Source organism: Actinomadura sp. NPDC048032 (assembly GCF_040653175.1).
Taxonomy (GTDB): domain Bacteria; phylum Actinomycetota; class Actinomycetes; order Streptosporangiales; family Streptosporangiaceae; genus Spirillospora; species Spirillospora verrucosospora.
The window spans coordinates 14,002-29,313 of the sequence record NZ_JBEZJP010000055.1; the positions used below are offsets into that span (position 1 = coordinate 14,002).

Consider the following 15,312-nt stretch of genomic DNA (forward strand, 5'->3'; position numbering starts at 1 on the left):
TATCCACTGCGGTGCGGCGGGTGACGGGGCCTCCGGCACCCGCCGGGCCGCGGGCGGTGGACGGCTCGGGTGGGGCGGCCGTCAGCGCAGGCGGGCCTCCTCGAAGACTCGGCTGGTCAGGAAGTCTTCGGGGTGCAGGGTGGTGAGGGCCTCGCGGTCCACCTCGCCCGGATGGGCCAGGAGGCGGTTGGCGTGGCGCAGGCGGGCGCGCTCTATCGCGTTGCGGACGGAGCGGGCGTTCGCGAAGCGGGGCCGGGCGCGGCGGCGGGCCAGGTAGTCGCGGAAGACGGGTTCGGTCTCGGGGGCGAGGGCGTAGCCCTCGCGGTCCATCATCAGGCGGCCGATGGCCTCCAGTTCGGCGGGCTCGTAGTCGGGGAAGTCGATGTGGTGGGCGATGCGGGAGCTCATGCCGGGGTTGGAGGCGAAGAAGGAGTCCATGCGGTCCTTGTAGCCGGCGAGGACGACCACCAGGTCGTCGCGCTGGTTCTCCATGACCTGGAGGAGGATCTCGATGGCCTCCTGCCCGTAGTCGCGCTCGTTCTCGGCCCGGTACAGGTAGTACGCCTCGTCGATGAACAGGACGCCGCCCATGGCGCGCTTGAGGACCTCCTTTGTCTTGGGCGCGGTGTGGCCGACGTACTGGCCCACGAGGTCGTCGCGGGTGACGGAGACCAGGTGGCCGCGGCGGACGTAGCCGAGGCGGTGCAGGAGCTCGGCGAGCCGGACGGCCACGGACGTCTTGCCCGTCCCGGGGCTGCCGGTGAAGCACATGTGCAGGTTGGGGCGTCCCGACTCGATGCCGAACCGGGCCCGGACGCGGTCGACGAGCAGCAGCGCGGCGATCTCCCGGATGCGGGTCTTGACGGGGGCGAGGCCGACGAGTTCGGCGTCCAGGGCCGTGAGGACGGCGTCGACCTGGGAGTCGGCGCGCTCCTTAGCGAGGTCGACGCGAGCGCCGGCGGGGAGCGGCTCCACCGCGGGAGCCTTCTGGGGGTCCGCCTGGGAGCCGTTCTGCCGCATCCCGAAGCCCTGCCGCGTCCCGAAGCCCTGCCGCGTCTCCGGGCCGGGGCGCTCGCTCAACGTCCCGCCCCGTAGCGGTCCCCCTCGGGACGGTCGAGGGCGTAGGGGTGCAGCGTGTAGCGGACGCGCCGGTCGGAGGTCTCGGTGCGGTCGAGCCGGAAGCCGGGCTCCTCGGCCGGGTGCTGGACGATGAACGACAGCGCCGTCGTCTGCCGCCCGTAGCGGGCGTCGTAGGCGTTCAGCCGGACGTAGCGGTCCGGGTAGGCCTTGCGGCACTCGTTGACCTCGTACAGGACGCCGGCCGGGTCGGTGAGGTCGAACATCGGCAGGCCCCACATCTCCCAGTAGGAGTTGCGCGGGTGGGGGTCGTCGGTGAACTCGACCGAGCAGGGCCACCCCTGGTCCAGGGCGTAGGCGATCTGCTTGGCGATGTCGTCGTCGGTGAGGTCGGGCAGGTAGGAGAAGGTGCCTTGGGTGATCCGCATGTCACACGCTCACGGGGGTCGGGGCGGCGTCGGGGGTGTCGGTGGACTCGTAGGTGAAGGTGATGTCGCCCCAGGTGGACAGGGCGACGTCCAGCTCGCGGCTGTGCTTGGCGGCGGCGCGCAGGATGTCGGGGCCCTCGGCGAGGTAGTCGCGGCCCTCGTTGCGGGCCTTGATCATCGCCTCCAGCGCGACGCGGTTGGCGGCGGCCCCGGCGGCGATGCCCATCGGGTGGCCGATCGTCCCGCCGCCGAACTGCAGGATCGAGTCCTCGCCCAGGTAGTGCAGGAGCTGGTGCATCTGCCCGGCGTGGATGCCGCCGGACGCGACGGGCATCGTGCCCGGCATCGATGCCCACTCCTGGTCGAAGTACAGGCCCTTCACCGGGTCGGCCTCCACGCGGTCGAGGCGGAGGGTGTCGTAGTAGCCGCGGACGCTGTTGGGGTCGCCTTCGAGCTTGCCGACGACCGTCCCGGCGTGGATGTGGTCGACGCCCGCGAGGCGCATCCACTTGGCGATGACGCGGAAGTTCACGCCGTGGGTCTTCTGCCGCGTGTACGTGGAGTGGCCCGCGCGGTGCAGGTGCAGGATGACGCCGTTCCTGCGCGCCCACTTGGCCATCGACTGGATCGCCGTGTAGCCGACCGTGAGGTCGATCATCACGATGACGCTGCCGAGCTCCTTGGCGAACTCGGCGCGCTCGTACATGTCCTCCATCGTCGCGGCGGTGACGTTGAGGTAGTGGCCCTTGACCTCGCCCGTCGCGGCCTGCGCCCGGTTGACGCCCTCCATGCAGTACAGGAAGCGGTCGCGCCAGCGCATGAACGGCTGGGAGTTGATGTTCTCGTCGTCCTTGGTGAAGTCGAGGCCGCCGCGGAGGGCCTCGTAGACGACGCGCCCGTAGTTGCGGGCCGACAGGCCGAGCTTCGGCTTGACGGTCGCGCCCAGCAGGGGGCGGCCGAACTTACCGAGGTGCTCGCGTTCCATGACGATGCCGTGCGCCGGGCCCTGGAACGTCTTCACGTAGTGGGCCGGGATCCGCATGTCCTCCAGGCGCAGCGCCTTCAGCGCCTTGAACCCGAAGACGTTCCCGATGATCGACGACGTCAGGTTCGCGATCGAGCCCTCCTCGAACAGGTCGAGGTCGTAGGCGATGGAGGCGATGAACTGGTCGCCCTGCCCGGGGACGGGCTCCACCTTGTAGCACTTGCCCTGGTAGTTCTCGTAGGAGGTGAGCCGGTCGGTCCACACGACCGTCCAGGTCGCGGTGGACGACTCGCCCGCGACGGCCGCGCCCGCCTCCTCCGGCGGCACGCCCTGCTGGGGCGTGATGCGGAAGGCGGCGAGGATGTCGCTGTCCTTCGGCTCGTAGTCCGGGCGCCAGTAGCCCATCTCCGCGTAGGGGATCACGCCCGCCGACCATCTGCCCGCGCTCATCGCCGCTCTCCTTCAGCCGAAGCCTGGATGTGGCGGGACGCGGCGCGCCGACCCGGTGGAGGACGGCATGTCCCAGGGGATCGGGGTGGAGCGCCGCGTCCCGGCCACGTGGAACCGTGACGCGTCCGAGAATCGCCTTCCGACACTTGCGATGTCCATCAAGTGTTCTACGGTGACCCTTGAGCATTCGCTTGAATGAGGAGGCCGGACGTGACGGAGGCACGGCTGCGGGCGCTCGTCGCGCTCGCCGACACCGGGTCCGTGCGGTCGGCGGCGCGGCGACTGTACGTGACCGAGTCGGCGGTGTCGGCGGCGGTCGCGGCGCTGACCCGTGAGCTCGGCGTCCCCCTCGTCTCGCGGGAGGGGCGGGGCGTCAGGCTGACCGGCGCGGGCGCGGTCTACGCGGGGTACGCGCGGCAGGTGCTCGGGCTGCTGGAGGAGGGGCGGGCGGCGGCGCGCGGCGCGGCCGACCCGGGGCGCGGGCCGCTGCGGCTGGCGGCGGTGACGACGGCCGCCGACCAGGTCCTGCCCGAGCTGCTGGCCTCGTTCCGGGCGCGCTGGCCGGACGTCGAGCTGGCCCTGGAGGTGGGGCCGCGCCGCCAGGTGTGGAGCAGCCTGGCCGCGCACGAGGCCGACCTCGTGCTGGCGGGCCGCCCGCCCGCCGGCGTCGCGGCGACCGTGCTGGCCAGGCGGCCGAACGAGCTGGTCGTCGTGGGCGCGCCGGAGCTCGCGGCGGGGTTCGCCCTGGCTCGCACGCCGTGGGTGATGCGCGAGCCCGGGTCGGGGACGCGGGCGAGCGCGGACGCCTACCTGGCCGAGCGGGAGGCGGCGCCGCCGCGGCTCGTGCTCGGCTCCAACGGCGCCGTGATCGCGGGCGCGGCGGCCGGGCTCGGCGCGGCGCTGGTCTCGCGGGACGCCGTCGGCGCGGAGCTGGACGCCGGGCGGCTCGTGGTGATCGACGCGCCGGGGATGCCGCTGGACCGGCCGTGGCACGCGGTGGCGGGCGCGGCGCCGACCGCGACGACGCTGCTGTTCGTCCGGCACCTGCTGGAGGCGCCCGGCTGGCGGCCCGCTGCGGCTACGGCTCCACAGTGATCACGGCAGGCTCCCCGGTGATCACGGCAGGCTCCACAGGGATACCGACAGCAGGGCCAGGCTGACCGCGATCAGGATCATCGCGACCGACCGCCCGCCCTCGCCGGACGGGGCGGCGCTCCGGCGCGTCAGCAGGACCACGAAGCTCAGGAGGAAGCCCGCGGCGACGACGTCCATCGCCACGGCGAGCCCCGTCATACCCCCACCATCCGCATCATCGGAGCAACCCTAGAGGAGCACGGCCCTTCGCAGGTGCGGTCTTCACAACGCGGTCTTCACCAGGCGGTCTTCACCACGCCGTCCTCACAGGTGCGGTCTTCCCCACGCGGTCCTCACGGTGCGGTCCCTCACAGCGCCATCTCTCACAGCGCCATCTCTCACAGTGCGGTCCCTCACATCGGCGCTGCGGCGCGCATGAACGGCCCCGATCGCGTCAGAATCGTGTTCGGAACCGTGAAAGGGGCCTTCATGACCGCCGACCTCCCGTACGACGTCGTCCTGTTCGGCGCCACCGGCTTCACCGGCGCCCTCACCGCCGAGTACCTCGCCCGGCACGCCGATCCCGGCACGCGCTGGGCGCTGGCGGGGCGCAACCAGGCGAAGCTGGCGGCCGTGCGCGACCGGCTGGCCGAGCTGGACCCGGCGTGCGCCGAGCTGCCGCTGCTGCACGCCGACACCACCGACGCGGCGTCGATCGAGCAGATCGCGGAGTCGGCGCGGGTCGTCATCACGACGGTCGGCCCCTACGTGAAGTACGGCGAGCCCCTGGTGGCGGCGTGCGCGCGCGCCGGGACGGACTACGTCGACCTCACCGGCGAGCCCACCTTCGTGGACCGGATGTACGTGAAGTACCACGACGCCGCAGTGCGCAGCGGGGCCCGCATCGTGCACGCCTGCGGGTTCGACTCCATCCCGCACGACCTCGGCGTGTACTTCACGGTCAAGCAGCTCCCGGAGGGTGTCCCCCTGCACGTCGAGGGGTTCCTGCGGGTGCGCGGGGACGCTTCGGGCGGCACCCTGCACTCGGCCGTCGGCATCTTCGGCGACGCCGCCGGCATGTTGCGCGCCGAGCGCGAGCGCCGCAAGGTGGAGGAGCCTCCCGCCGGGCGCAGCGTGCGGATCTCGCGGCGCCCGGCGCCGAAGGCCCGTGTCGGGGGCGGCTGGACGCTGCCGCTGCCCACCATCGACCCGCAGATCGTGGTCCGGTCGGCCGCGGCCCTCGACCGGTACGGCCCCGACTTCTCCTACGGCCACTACGTCGCGGTCAAGCGGCTCGCCACCGCGGCGGGGATGGCGGCGGGCTCGGGCGCCCTGCTCGCCCTCGCCGCACTCCCCCCGACCCGCAGCCTCCTGCTGCGGCTCCGCACGCCCGGCGATGGGCCGTCCGAGGAGCGGCGCGCCCGCAATTGGTTCAGCGTGAAGTTCGTCGGGGAGGGCGGCGGGAGGCGCGTCGTGACCGAGGTCGCGGGCGGCGACCCCGGATACACGGAGACGGCGAAGATGCTCGCCGAGTCGGCGCTGTGCCTCGCCCACGACGACCTGCCCGCGACGTCCGGGCAGGTCACGACGGCCGCCGCGATGGGCGACGCGCTGGTCGACCGGCTCGTCAAGGCCGGGATCACCTTCCGCGTCCTCGACGCGGGCTGAGCACCGGCTCCTCAGAGACGGCGCGGCCCCAGAGACGGCGCGGCCCCAGAGACGGCGCGGCCCCAGAGACGGCGCGGCCTCATCCCCGGCCGCGGCCGGGGATGGGGATGACGGCCTCGACGGTCGTCCCGACGCCGGGGCGGCTCGTGACCGCGACCCGCCCGCCGAGCAGTTCGGCGCGCTCCCGCATGCCGCGCAGCCCGTAGGAGTCGGGGCGGCGTCCCCGGCCGCCCCGCGCGAGGACGTCCCGCATCGAGAAGCCGCACCCGTCGTCGGCCACCTCCAGCCGGACCCGGTCGCTGGAGTGCTCCAGCAGCAGGTCGACGCGGCTCGCGGACGCGTGCCGCAGGCTGTTGCCGACCGCCTCCTGCGCGATCCGGTACAGCGCGGTCTGGACGTGGTCGGGCAGTTCGTCCTCCAGTTCGCCCTCGACGGTCACCGTCACGTCGAGCACGCCCCGCGCGGCGGAGCCGTCCCCGGCCTCCCGGGCCAGGGTGGCGAGGGCCGCCGACAGGCCGAGGTCGTCCAGGACGGGCGGGCGCAGCCCCCCGATCGCCGCGCGGGTCTCGGCCGCCGCCAGCTCGCACAGCCGGCGCGCCATCATGATCTGCGCCAGCCCCTCGGGATGGTGCTCGGGCAGCGCCCGCTCGGCCGCCGACAGGTGGAAGCCGAGGCTGGCGAGCCGCTGGGCGATGCCGTCGTGGATCTCCCGGCTCAGCCGCGACCGCTCGGCCTCCTGCGCCTCGACGGCCCGCTCGGCGAACCGCTCGGCCGCGTGCTCGCGCTCGCGCGCGGTCCGCAGCCGCCGGCACGACGACAGCACCGGGGCGAACAGCCCCGCGAGCGCGGTGGCGAGCGCGACGTCGTCGGGCGGGCACGGCCCGGCGGACCGGACGTCCACGACGGCGATCACGATGCCGTCGCCGTGCACGGGGATCGCGGCGCCCCGCCCGTCCGGGTGGGCGCGGGCGCGGCCGTGGGCGGCGACCCGGCCGACCTCGCCCTCCCCCAGCGGGACGGGCGCGCCCCGCCATTCCAGGACGCGCTCCTCGTCGTCCAGGACGTACACGTCGCAGAACGTCAGCGCCCGCGCGGACCGCACGACGAGTTCGGCCAGCTTCTCGGCCATCCGCGGCAGCTCGCGGTCGGAGCAGGCCACGCCGGCGACGCGCACGAGCAGGTCGCTCCCGCGCCCGGCGAGCAGTTCGAGCGGCCGCGGGCCGGTCACCGGAACAGTCCCTCGCGCAGCGCGACGGCGATCGCCGCCGACCGGTCGGCCACCTCCAGCTTGCGGTACAGGGCGCGCAGGTGGCTCTTGACCGTCTCCTCGCTGAGCACGAGGCGCGCGGCGATCGCCTTGTTCGACAGGCCCCCCACCAGCAGCGACAGCACCTCGCTCTCGCGCTGGGTGAGGCCGCGGTTGGCGCCCGGCCAGAACTCGCCCCGGGTCAGCCGCGCCGCGGTCACCGCCATCCGCCCGGCGAGCGTCGGGTCGATGACCGTCTCGCCCTGCGCCACCTCCTCCAGCCGCCGGACCAGCTCCGGCCCGTCGACCCGCTTGAGCAGGTAGCCGCCCGCCCCCGCGCGCAGCGCCTCGAAGACGTACTGCTCGTCGTCGTACACCGACAGGAACACCACGCGGGCCTCCGGGACGCGCCCGGTGATCAGGCGGCACAGGTCGAGGCCGCTCTCGGGGCCGAGCCGCACGTCCAGCAGGACGACGTCCGGGCGCAGCGCGGTGACCAGCCGGGCCGCCTCGTCCCCCGTCCCCGCCTGCCCGACGACGCGCACCCGGCCGGAGAACCCGGCCAGCATCGCGGTCAGCCCGGCGAGGATCATCTCGTGGTCGTCGACCAGGACGACGCGTACGGGGACACCCATCCCGGCACGATAACAACCAAAGCTACTCACCAGTAGCCCCCATCGGGACGGGCCTCCCGCGGTTTCACCCCCGCTCTCCCCTGAATGGGGGACGAGCCGCCGCGCCGACCGGCCTACGCTGCACAGCGAAAACCGGATTCCGCAGGACGGAGGAGTCAGTGCCCCATCGGATCGTGCATATGCTCCGGGCGCGCGGGTCGGGCCGCCGCCCCGTCATGCTCGCCATCGCGGGGGACAGCGCGGCGGGCAAGACCACCCTGACCAGGGGGCTTGTGCGGTGCCTGGGGGCGGACCGGATGACGGCGGTCTGCGTGGACGACTACCACCGCTACGACCGCGCCGAGCGGGCCGGGAAGCCGTTCACGGCCCTGCACCCCGACTGCAACCACATCGACATCATGGAGCAGCACCTCCAGCTGCTGTCGATGGGCGAGCCGATCCTGAAGCCGGTCTACGACCACGCGACCGGCGGGCTCGTCCGGCCGGAACTGGTCGAGCCCCGCGACTTCGTGATCGTCGAGGGGCTGCTCCCGCTGCACACGCGGCTCGCGCGGGCCTGCTTCGACATCACCGTCTACCTCGACCCGCCCGAGCCGCTGCGCCACTCCTGGAAGGTCAGGCGCGACTGCGACAAGCGCGGCTACAGCCCCGAGCAGGTGAAGGCGGAGCTGGCGCGCCGCGAGCCCGAGAGCGCCGCCTACATCCGCCCGCAGCGCAAGCACGCCGACATCGTCGTCCGGTTCGCGCCCGTCGCCGGGCGCCTCGACCCGCCCGGCACCCCGCTGTCGGCCGAGCTGCTGCTGCGCCCCACCATCGACCACCCCGAGCTCGCCGACGTCCTGGAGAGCGGGCCCGGCGACACCGGGACCGCCCTGCACCTGCGCCTCCACCGCGACACCGACGGCCGCCCCGTGGACGCGCTGCACGTCCACGGATACGTCTCGCCGGAGGAGTCGCAGGTGGTCAAGAAGGCCATCTGGGAGCGCCTGGGCCCTCGGGCCGGCACCGCCCTGCCCGACCCGGACGCCCTCGGCCGCATCGGCGACACCGGCACCAGCGACCCGCTCGCCATCACCCAGTTGCTGCTGCTGTACCACCTGCTGGACGCCGACCAGCGCCAAGCAGCATGAGCAAAGCAAAAGGAGGCTGTGGGGGGTCGCCCCACAAGAGACGCACATGAGACTCCGCGTGCGTGCGGGGAGGCCCCGGGGCCTGGACCTGTGCCCTGGGCCGCACGCCCGCGGCAGCCGGGAGGGCGCCCTCAGCGGGCGCGAGGGGCGTCCTCCCGGCCCCTACAGCTCGTGCCAGGGGATCTCGGGGCGGTGGGTGGCGACGACCGCCAGCGACTGGCCGCCGCGGACCCTCTCGTCGGGGGCGGGCGCCAGGCGGAAGCGGGCGTCCGGACGGTGCGAGTCGCCCACCGCGAGGAGCGTGCTCCCCCGGCGCAGCAGGGAGATCGCCACGTCCAGGCGGGCCCACTCGCCGGCGTCCTCGGGGATGTCCACGCGGTAGAGGGTGCCGTCGCTGTCGAGCGTGCTGGCCAGGTTGTGGTAGATCGCGGCGATGCCCGGGTTGCGGATCGCGACCGCGGTCACCGCGGGATCGTCGATGTCGACCGGCTCGATGTTCTCGCCGACCAGCCGGAGGGCCTCGGTGATCTCGGCCCGCCGGCCGCCGTCGCGCACCCCCGCCAGCAGGTGGACGGCCGGGTCGCCGTTGCGCCGCAGGTAGGCCTCGACGGTCAGCATCACCCGCACCGTCTCGTCGTCGGTGCGGCCGACCACCAGGACCGTCCGCGCCTGCTCCAGGCACGCCCGCTCGAAGGCGGTGTCGTCGAACGCGACGACGTCGTACAGCTCCGGGTCGGGGTTCTCCCCCGCCAGCTCGCCCGGCCAGAAGACGGTCACGACCGGCGTCTTCGCGAACTGCGGGTCGCCGCGCAGCTGGCGGATGATGGCGACCAGCCCCTCCCGCTCGTAACCGACGATCACGATGTGCCGCCGCCGGTGCAGCCGCGCCTGGCCGTTGGCCCTCATCATGCGTCCCTTCCCCATCCAGAGCGTCAGCTCGGCGAACATCACCAGCCCGGCGGTGAGCCCGGCGACCATGATGAGCACGCCGCCGACCCGGCCGCCGACCGTGGTCGGGGACAGATCGCCGTAGCCGGTGGTCGTGCCGCTGACCAGGAAGTACCAGATGTACTGGTGGGGCTTCTTGATGTCGGCGCCCGGTTCCTCGAACACCGCGATGAGCAGCCAGCCCACCGCGAAGGCCGTGAGGAGGACGAGCGCGGGCGCGCGCCACGTCCGCCCGGTGATCCGGTGCACCAGGCGCATCAGCACGATCGGCATTCGCGAAGCGTGGCACCGGGCAAAATGCCGCGTCAAGCCCGATATGCCCGGTGAAGGGCCAGGTCAGGCCACGTCGGATCCTCCGTCCGGCGGGACGGCGCGCCCCTCAGGCGGCCGGGCCTCGTTTCAGGACGCGCGACAGCGCCGCCGCGACCTCCTCGGAGAGGCCGCCGTCGGCGGGAGGCTGGGCGCCCGAATGCACGAGATCGGCCGTGCCCGGCTCGTCCCGGACGGCGTCACGGGTGTGGCCGCAGTCGCGGCACTCCACCTCGCCGAGCCGGCACACCAGCGCGGCCGAGCCGCACTCCGAGCAGCGGTCCAGGGCGTCCGCCCAGTCGTGGACGGCCTGGCACCCGGGGCAGATCAGGACCTGGTGGTCCGCCCGGACCCCGCGCTTCCACGGGCTCGCGCCGCGCACGGGGTCGGTCTGCCGCGCCCCGCAGCGGAAGCAGGGCATCACACCTCCAGGGGTGCGGGGGCCGGTTCCGGCCACCCGGTCCCGAGGGCCGTGAGGTGTGCCGGAACCGGTCCGTTCAGCTCAGAGCCCGGCGAGCGCCTTGCGGTACTCGTCGATGTCGCGTGCGTCCGGGATCGCGTTCACGACCTTCCAGCGGACCACGCCCTCGGTGTCGATGATGAAGGTGCCGCGCAGCGCCACGCCCTTGGCCTCGTCGAACACGCCGTAGCGCTGCGCCGTCCCGCCGTGCGGCCAGAAGTCGGCCAGCAGCGGGAAGCTGAAGCCCTCCTGGTCGGACCAGGCCCGCAGCGCGAACATCGAGTCGACCGAGACCGCGAGCACCTGCACGTCGGCGCCGGCCCCCGCGACGAGGCTCGACAGCTCGTCGCGCAGCGCGCACAGCTCTCCCGTGCAGACGCCGCTGAACGCCAGCGGATAGAACACCAGCATCACGTTCTTGCCGCCGCGGAAGTCCGACAGCTTCACCGGCGCGCCGTGCTGGTCCTTCAGTTCGAAGTCCGGCGCGGCGTCGCCTACGTTGACCGACAAATCGTCTCCAGCCCCGGCTCTACTTGTGGCCCTTGGGTGCGACGAGCCGCGTGCCGGACCACTCCCTGGCGGCGCTGACGCTGCTGGTCTGCGAGAGGCCGGCGGTCTGCGCGGCCTCGCCGATGTCGCTCGGCTCGACGTGCCCGTCGCGGCCCGCCTTCGGCGTCAGCAGCCAGATGTTGCCGCCCCCGGTCAGCGGGATCATGGCATCGGTCAGGCCCTCGAACAGGTCACCGTCCTCCTCGCGCCACCACAGCAGCACGATGTCGACCACGTCCTCGTAGTCCTCGTCGACCAGCTCGTTCCCCGTGAGCTCCTCGACGGAGCGGCGGAGCTCCTCGTCGACGTCCTCGTCGTAGCCGATCTCCTGCACCACCTGGCCCGCCTTCAGGCCGAGCCGTTCGGCCAGGCTGCGCTCAGACTGCGCCTGACCCGCGGTCGCGCTCACGAAAGTCCTCCCATTGTCGTCAGTCCGCACGGTCCGTGCCCGTATGGCTCTCGGCCCCCCGGGACGGGTGGCCCGTCCGCACCTGTGCGGTGTTTGCCGGACAGTCCACACAAGTGTGGGCCCCTTGCGCAAGTGTCTTCCCGGCTTTTGGTGGCCCCATTGGCCCGATTACGAAGATCCCCGTCACAGGACGCCCACCCACGGTGACCCCCGGAGGGTTCGCGCTGCTCATTCCCGCACTGCGAAGGAGACGCCCCTCCACAGCTCCAACGCTACTCATCTCTGCTCCTTGTGGGGGGACGACCCCCACACCCCTGGACGCGCTGCCGCTCCCGGCCTGCTACGCCGTCGCCGCGGCCCCGGCCGTCCTGGTCCCCCTCGCCCTGCTCACATTGCCGAAACGGCAACACGGTTCGCCTCCGGGCGGGGTCACCGCGCACGATCGAAGCATGGACGACACCACCCACCAGCAGTACTGGGACTCCCGCTACGCCGAACACCACCACATGTGGAGCGGCGAACCCAACGCCGTCCTCGTGCAGGAGGCCGCCGACCTGGAGCCCGGCACCGCCCTGGACCTCGGATGCGGCGAGGGCGCCGACGCCGTCTGGCTCGCGCGCCGAGGCTGGCGCGTCACCGCCGTCGACATCTCCGGCGTGGCGCTCGAACGCGCCGCCGGCCACGCCGAGGAGGCCGGCGTCGCCGACCGCGTCGACTGGCAGCGCCGCGATCTGGCCGTCTCGTTCCCCGAGGGCTCCTACGACCTGGTCTCGGCGCAGTTCCTGCACTCCCCCGCCGACATGCCGCGCGAGGAGGTCCTGCGGGCCGCCGCGGCCGCCGTCGCGCCCGGCGGGATCCTGCTCGTCGCCGGGCACGCCGGGCCCCCGCCGTGGGACCCCGACGCGCACCCGGGAGTGCACCTGCCCACGCCCGACGAGGTCTTCGAGTCGCTCGCCCTGCCGGAGGGCGACTGGGAGGTCCTGCGCAGCGACGAGCACGAGCGCGTCCAGACCGCGCCCGACGGACGCACCATGACCCGCACCGACAACGCCCTCAAGCTGCGGCGCCGGGCGCGGTGACCCGCGCGGCCGCCGCCGTCACCGGGAGGTCCGCTCCATCAGCGCGGTGAACTCCTCCAGGGAGATCTTGCCGTCCCGGTTGGCGTCGGCGGCCACGACCACCTCGACGACGCGGGTCTCGTCGGCGTCCTGCCCGAGCCGGGTCATCAGGTTCTTCAGCTCCGCCGTCGAGATGTAGCCGTCGCCGTCCACGTCCACCAGCTCGAAGGTCGCCCGGTAGTCGTTCACGTCCGCCATGCTCGTGCTCCCTCGCTGATCGATTGCGGCGCCGACGCTAGCAGTCCCGACCCCGCCCCCGCCCTTTACGCAGTAAGGTCAAATCGGGCGGCGCCGTCGGCCATAATCGGACGGGTGCGGCGCTCGTACGAATTCCTCGACCACCCCGGCCCGATCCCCTTCGCCCACCGAGGCGGCGCGGCCGGACGACCGGAGAACTCGATGGCCGCGTTCCAGCGCGCCACCGACCTCGGCTACCGCTACCTGGAGACCGACGCCCACGCCACCGCCGACGGCGTCGTGGTCGCCTTCCACGACCGCACCCTCGACCGGGTCACCGACCGCACCGGCACCATCGCCCGGCTCCCCTACGCCGAGGTCGCCAAGGCCCGCATCGGCGGCACCGAGCCCATCCCCCGCCTCGAGGACGTCCTCGGCTCCTTCCCCGAGGCGCGCGTCAACATCGACCTGAAGGACGCCCCCGTCATCGGGCCGCTCGCCGAGACGCTCCGCCGCACCGGCGCGTGGAACCGCGTGTGCATCACGTCGTTCTCCACCCGCCGGCTGGCGCAGATGCGCGCCCGGCTCCCCGAGTTCACCGACCGCGAGGTGTGCATGGCGCTCGGCCCCCGCGGCCTGATGGCGCTGCGCGCCAAGTCCATCGGGGGCCCCACCGCCAAGCTCGTCCGCCTCGCCGCCACCGGCGTCGCCTGCGCCCAGGTGCCCTACGGCCTCGGCCCCGTCCCCTTCGTCACCGAGGCGTTCGTCGACCACGCCCACCGGCTCGGGCTGCAGGTCCACGCCTGGACGGTCAACGACGCCGCCACCATGAAGCGCCTCCTGGACCTCGGCATCGACGGCATCATGACCGACGAGCTGGTCACCCTCCGCGACGTGATGGCCTCGCGCGGCCTGTGGCCGCAGGAGAACCCGCCGCCCGCCCCGTCCTGACCCGTGCTCACCCCGCGACGCGGTCCAGGTCGGCGCGCAGCCGCGCGACACCCGTGAAGTGCACGGCGCGGATCCCGAGCATCCTGGCCGCCCGCACGTTCTCCTCGCGGTCGTCCACGAACACGACCTCGCCCGGGGCCGCGCCGAGCCGGCCGGTCAGCTCGTGGAAGATCTCCGGCGCGGGCTTGGCCAGCCCCAGGTCGGCGCTGTACAGCCGGTGCCGGAACAGCGACGCCCAGGACCGCCCGTCCACCATGCGGGCCAGCTCGACGGGCGCGTTCGACAGCAGGGCGAGCGGCGTGCCGCGCCCGGCCAGCTCCCTCAGCAGGGCGACGGTGTCCTCGTTGACGTGCGCCCACGTGCGGACGTCCAGGGCCACCAGCACGTGGACCAGGTCGTCGTCCAGCGGCACGTCCAGCTCACCGCACACCTCCCGCCAGAACTCCTCGGCGGTCACGGCGCCCAGGTCGTAGGGCTGCCGGTGCGCCCAGTACACCGGCCAGAACCGCGCGGGCGGCGCCTCCACCGTCTCGGGCAGCAGCGCCCCGGCGCCCACGGGCGGGGACGCGCTGATCACACCGGCGTAGTCGAAGACGATCCATGGCATGGCGGCTCCTCAGGTCTCGATTGACTATCTAACACCCAATCTGATTGATTGAACACATGGAAAGTTCGAAACGGGTGGACATGCTCATCGAGCGGTTGCGGACCACCGAGCGCGTGAGCGTGACGGACCTGGCCGACGAGACCGGCGCGTCGGAGATGACCATCCGGCGCGACCTCGACGTGCTCGCCGAGCGGGGCGTGCTGCGCCGGGTGCGGGGCGGCGCGGTGAGCCTGCTGCTGCGCGGCGAGGCGATGCCCTTCGCCGTCCGCGAGCACGAGGCGGCCGAGACCAAGCGGCGGATCGCCGCCGAGGTCGACGGGCTCCTCGCCGACGGCGAGGCCGTCGTCCTGGACGCCGGGACCACCGCCCTGACCGTCGCCCGCACGATCGCCGGGCGGCGGCTCACCGTCGTCCCCCTGGACCTGCACGCCGCCAACGCCCTCAGCGGGGCCGCGCAGATCCGGCTGCTGGTCCCGGGCGGGCGGACCACGCCCGGGGCGCTGGCCTTCACCGGGCCGCTCGCCGAGGCCTCGCTCGCCGCGCTGCGCGTGGACACCGCCGTCCTCGGCGTGTGCGGGCTGTCGGCCGAGCACGGGCTGACGGCGCACGACCTGGACGAGGTCCCGGTCAAGCGCGCGGCGATCGCGGCGGCCCGCCGCACGGTCGCGGTCTGCGACGGTTCCAAGTTCGGGCGCAGCGGCCTCGGCCTCGTCTGCCCGGCCACCGCCCTCGACATGGTGATCACCGACCGGTCCGCCCCCGGCCCCGCCGTCGCACGGCTGCGGGACGCCGGCGTGGAGGTCAGGCTCGTATGACCGGCGCCGCCGCCGGGACGGGCGGTTCACTGCGGGCGGCCCGGCTCGCCACCTTCGCCTACTTCACCCTGGCCGGTTTCCTGCTGGGAATGTGGATCGTCCATATCCCGCCCATCGAGCACCGGACGGGGATCGACCACGCGGTGCTCGGACGGGTCCTGCTGCTGCTCGGCGCGGGCGCGGGACCTGGCGGCCGTCCTGGCGCAGGGCGCGGTCGTGCTCGCCCTGACCGCCCTCGTCGCCGTGGCGGTCTCGGTCGCCTCGTCCCGCGACGAG

At 73.4% G+C, this 15,312-nt stretch carries 19 protein-coding genes; 6 read left to right on the plus strand and 13 right to left on the minus strand.

Going from position 1 to position 15,312, the window contains the following annotated elements:
• Positions 1-81: 81 nt before the first annotated feature.
• From cbbX to AB0C69_RS10660, 3 genes are read right to left on the minus strand one after another with little or no spacing between them, the layout of a single operon-like run.
• Complete coding sequence (gene cbbX, locus AB0C69_RS10650; protein WP_360352421.1) at positions 82-1,080, minus strand: CbbX protein; 999 nt, start codon at positions 1,078-1,080, stop codon at positions 82-84.
• Entirely contained in the window at positions 1,077-1,505 is a 429-nt protein-coding gene (locus tag AB0C69_RS10655) for a ribulose bisphosphate carboxylase small subunit (protein WP_360352424.1), read from the minus strand. The genes cbbX and AB0C69_RS10655 overlap by 4 nt, the downstream gene beginning before the upstream one ends.
• Position 1,506: 1 nt before the next feature.
• The gene (locus tag AB0C69_RS10660) at positions 1,507-2,940 is read right to left on the minus strand and encodes a form I ribulose bisphosphate carboxylase large subunit (RefSeq protein WP_345178586.1); all 1,434 of its coding nucleotides are present in this window, start codon (positions 2,938-2,940) and stop codon (positions 1,507-1,509) included.
• 210 nt (positions 2,941-3,150) lie between these two features.
• Here AB0C69_RS10660 and AB0C69_RS10665 point away from each other — a divergent pair, with 210 nt between their 5' ends.
• Positions 3,151-4,035 (plus strand): LysR substrate-binding domain-containing protein, encoded by an 885-nt coding sequence (locus tag AB0C69_RS10665; protein WP_353832771.1) that lies wholly within the window; start codon positions 3,151-3,153, stop codon positions 4,033-4,035.
• A gap of 21 nt (positions 4,036-4,056) precedes the next feature.
• On the opposite strand, the gene AB0C69_RS10670 is transcribed toward AB0C69_RS10665, so the two are convergent.
• On the minus strand, positions 4,057-4,233 hold the full coding sequence (locus AB0C69_RS10670) for a hypothetical protein (RefSeq protein ID WP_360352427.1): 177 nt from the start codon (positions 4,231-4,233) through the stop codon (positions 4,057-4,059).
• A gap of 270 nt (positions 4,234-4,503) precedes the next feature.
• Between AB0C69_RS10670 and AB0C69_RS10675 the strand changes: the two genes are divergently transcribed.
• Positions 4,504-5,682 carry a saccharopine dehydrogenase NADP-binding domain-containing protein gene (locus AB0C69_RS10675; protein ID WP_360352429.1) on the plus strand — a complete coding sequence of 393 codons (1,179 nt, stop codon included), beginning with the start codon at positions 4,504-4,506 and terminating at the stop codon, positions 5,680-5,682.
• Positions 5,683-5,761: 79 nt separating this feature from the next.
• Here AB0C69_RS10675 and AB0C69_RS10680 read toward each other — a convergent pair whose 3' ends face one another.
• Both AB0C69_RS10680 and AB0C69_RS10685 read right to left on the minus strand, forming a co-directional pair.
• Positions 5,762-6,910, minus strand: coding sequence for a GAF domain-containing sensor histidine kinase (locus AB0C69_RS10680; RefSeq protein ID WP_360352431.1), 1,149 nt, complete (start codon positions 6,908-6,910; stop codon positions 5,762-5,764).
• Positions 6,907-7,563, minus strand: coding sequence for a response regulator transcription factor (locus AB0C69_RS10685; RefSeq protein ID WP_185026208.1), 657 nt, complete (start codon positions 7,561-7,563; stop codon positions 6,907-6,909). The genes AB0C69_RS10680 and AB0C69_RS10685 overlap by 4 nt, the downstream gene beginning before the upstream one ends.
• A gap of 179 nt (positions 7,564-7,742) precedes the next feature.
• On the opposite strand from AB0C69_RS10685, the gene AB0C69_RS10690 reads away from it, so the two are divergent.
• Positions 7,743-8,693, plus strand: a complete 951-nt coding sequence (locus tag AB0C69_RS10690) for a phosphoribulokinase (protein WP_345178679.1) — start codon at positions 7,743-7,745, stop codon at positions 8,691-8,693.
• 162 nt (positions 8,694-8,855) lie between these two features.
• Here AB0C69_RS10690 and AB0C69_RS10695 read toward each other — a convergent pair whose 3' ends face one another.
• The 4 genes from AB0C69_RS10695 to AB0C69_RS10710 form a co-directional block, all read right to left on the minus strand.
• A complete protein-coding gene (locus AB0C69_RS10695; protein WP_360352434.1) occupies positions 8,856-9,914 on the minus strand; it encodes an ion channel in 1,059 nt (352 codons plus the stop codon).
• 106 nt (positions 9,915-10,020) lie between these two features.
• A complete protein-coding gene (locus tag AB0C69_RS10700) occupies positions 10,021-10,371 on the minus strand; it encodes a hypothetical protein (RefSeq protein ID WP_360352436.1) in 351 nt (116 codons plus the stop codon).
• Positions 10,372-10,452: 81 nt separating this feature from the next.
• The gene (locus AB0C69_RS10705) at positions 10,453-10,920 is read right to left on the minus strand and encodes a peroxiredoxin (RefSeq protein ID WP_345178593.1); all 468 of its coding nucleotides are present in this window, start codon (positions 10,918-10,920) and stop codon (positions 10,453-10,455) included.
• A gap of 19 nt (positions 10,921-10,939) precedes the next feature.
• On the minus strand, positions 10,940-11,368 hold the full coding sequence (locus tag AB0C69_RS10710) for a DUF3052 domain-containing protein (protein WP_185026216.1): 429 nt from the start codon (positions 11,366-11,368) through the stop codon (positions 10,940-10,942).
• Positions 11,369-11,817: 449 nt separating this feature from the next.
• Here AB0C69_RS10710 and AB0C69_RS10715 point away from each other — a divergent pair, with 449 nt between their 5' ends.
• Positions 11,818-12,447: a methyltransferase domain-containing protein gene (locus AB0C69_RS10715; protein WP_360352438.1), complete on the plus strand. Its 630-nt coding sequence runs from the start codon at positions 11,818-11,820 to the stop codon at positions 12,445-12,447.
• Positions 12,448-12,465: 18 nt separating this feature from the next.
• Here AB0C69_RS10715 and AB0C69_RS10720 read toward each other — a convergent pair whose 3' ends face one another.
• Positions 12,466-12,684: an EF-hand domain-containing protein gene (locus AB0C69_RS10720; RefSeq protein WP_345187040.1), complete on the minus strand. Its 219-nt coding sequence runs from the start codon at positions 12,682-12,684 to the stop codon at positions 12,466-12,468.
• A 114-nt stretch (positions 12,685-12,798) separates the two neighbouring features.
• Between AB0C69_RS10720 and AB0C69_RS10725 the strand changes: the two genes are divergently transcribed.
• Positions 12,799-13,614 (plus strand): glycerophosphodiester phosphodiesterase, encoded by an 816-nt coding sequence (locus AB0C69_RS10725; RefSeq protein WP_360352441.1) that lies wholly within the window; start codon positions 12,799-12,801, stop codon positions 13,612-13,614.
• Positions 13,615-13,621: 7 nt separating this feature from the next.
• On the opposite strand, the gene AB0C69_RS10730 is transcribed toward AB0C69_RS10725, so the two are convergent.
• A complete protein-coding gene (locus AB0C69_RS10730) occupies positions 13,622-14,221 on the minus strand; it encodes an HAD family phosphatase (RefSeq protein WP_360352443.1) in 600 nt (199 codons plus the stop codon).
• A 56-nt stretch (positions 14,222-14,277) separates the two neighbouring features.
• Here AB0C69_RS10730 and AB0C69_RS10735 point away from each other — a divergent pair, with 56 nt between their 5' ends.
• Positions 14,278-15,036, plus strand: coding sequence for a DeoR/GlpR family DNA-binding transcription regulator (locus AB0C69_RS10735; RefSeq protein ID WP_345187050.1), 759 nt, complete (start codon positions 14,278-14,280; stop codon positions 15,034-15,036).
• A gap of 26 nt (positions 15,037-15,062) precedes the next feature.
• On the opposite strand, the gene AB0C69_RS10740 is transcribed toward AB0C69_RS10735, so the two are convergent.
• On the minus strand, positions 15,063-15,312 hold a 250-nt coding region (locus AB0C69_RS10740), incomplete at its 5' end, for a hypothetical protein (RefSeq protein WP_360352445.1).

Excerpts from the sequence above, each read along its gene's own strand:
- AB0C69_RS10670 (WP_360352427.1), bottom strand. The coding sequence starts at position 4,233 with ATGACGGGGCTCGCCGTGGCGATGGACGTCGTCGCCGCGGGCTTCCTC.
- AB0C69_RS10675 (WP_360352429.1), top strand. The coding sequence starts at position 4,504 with ATGACCGCCGACCTCCCGTACGACGTCGTCCTGTTCGGCGCCACCGGC.
- AB0C69_RS10735 (WP_345187050.1), top strand. The coding sequence starts at position 14,278 with ATGGAAAGTTCGAAACGGGTGGACATGCTCATCGAGCGGTTGCGGACC.
- AB0C69_RS10690 (WP_345178679.1), top strand. The coding sequence starts at position 7,743 with ATGCTCCGGGCGCGCGGGTCGGGCCGCCGCCCCGTCATGCTCGCCATC.
- AB0C69_RS10660 (WP_345178586.1), bottom strand. The coding sequence starts at position 2,940 with ATGAGCGCGGGCAGATGGTCGGCGGGCGTGATCCCCTACGCGGAGATG.
- AB0C69_RS10695 (WP_360352434.1), bottom strand. The coding sequence starts at position 9,914 with ATGCCGATCGTGCTGATGCGCCTGGTGCACCGGATCACCGGGCGGACG.
- AB0C69_RS10720 (WP_345187040.1), bottom strand. The coding sequence starts at position 12,684 with ATGGCGGACGTGAACGACTACCGGGCGACCTTCGAGCTGGTGGACGTG.
- AB0C69_RS10655 (WP_360352424.1), bottom strand. The coding sequence starts at position 1,505 with ATGCGGATCACCCAAGGCACCTTCTCCTACCTGCCCGACCTCACCGAC.
- AB0C69_RS10730 (WP_360352443.1), bottom strand. The coding sequence starts at position 14,221 with ATGCCATGGATCGTCTTCGACTACGCCGGTGTGATCAGCGCGTCCCCG.
- AB0C69_RS10700 (WP_360352436.1), bottom strand. The coding sequence starts at position 10,371 with ATGCCCTGCTTCCGCTGCGGGGCGCGGCAGACCGACCCCGTGCGCGGC.
- AB0C69_RS10715 (WP_360352438.1), top strand. The coding sequence starts at position 11,818 with ATGGACGACACCACCCACCAGCAGTACTGGGACTCCCGCTACGCCGAA.
- AB0C69_RS10685 (WP_185026208.1), bottom strand. The coding sequence starts at position 7,563 with ATGGGTGTCCCCGTACGCGTCGTCCTGGTCGACGACCACGAGATGATC.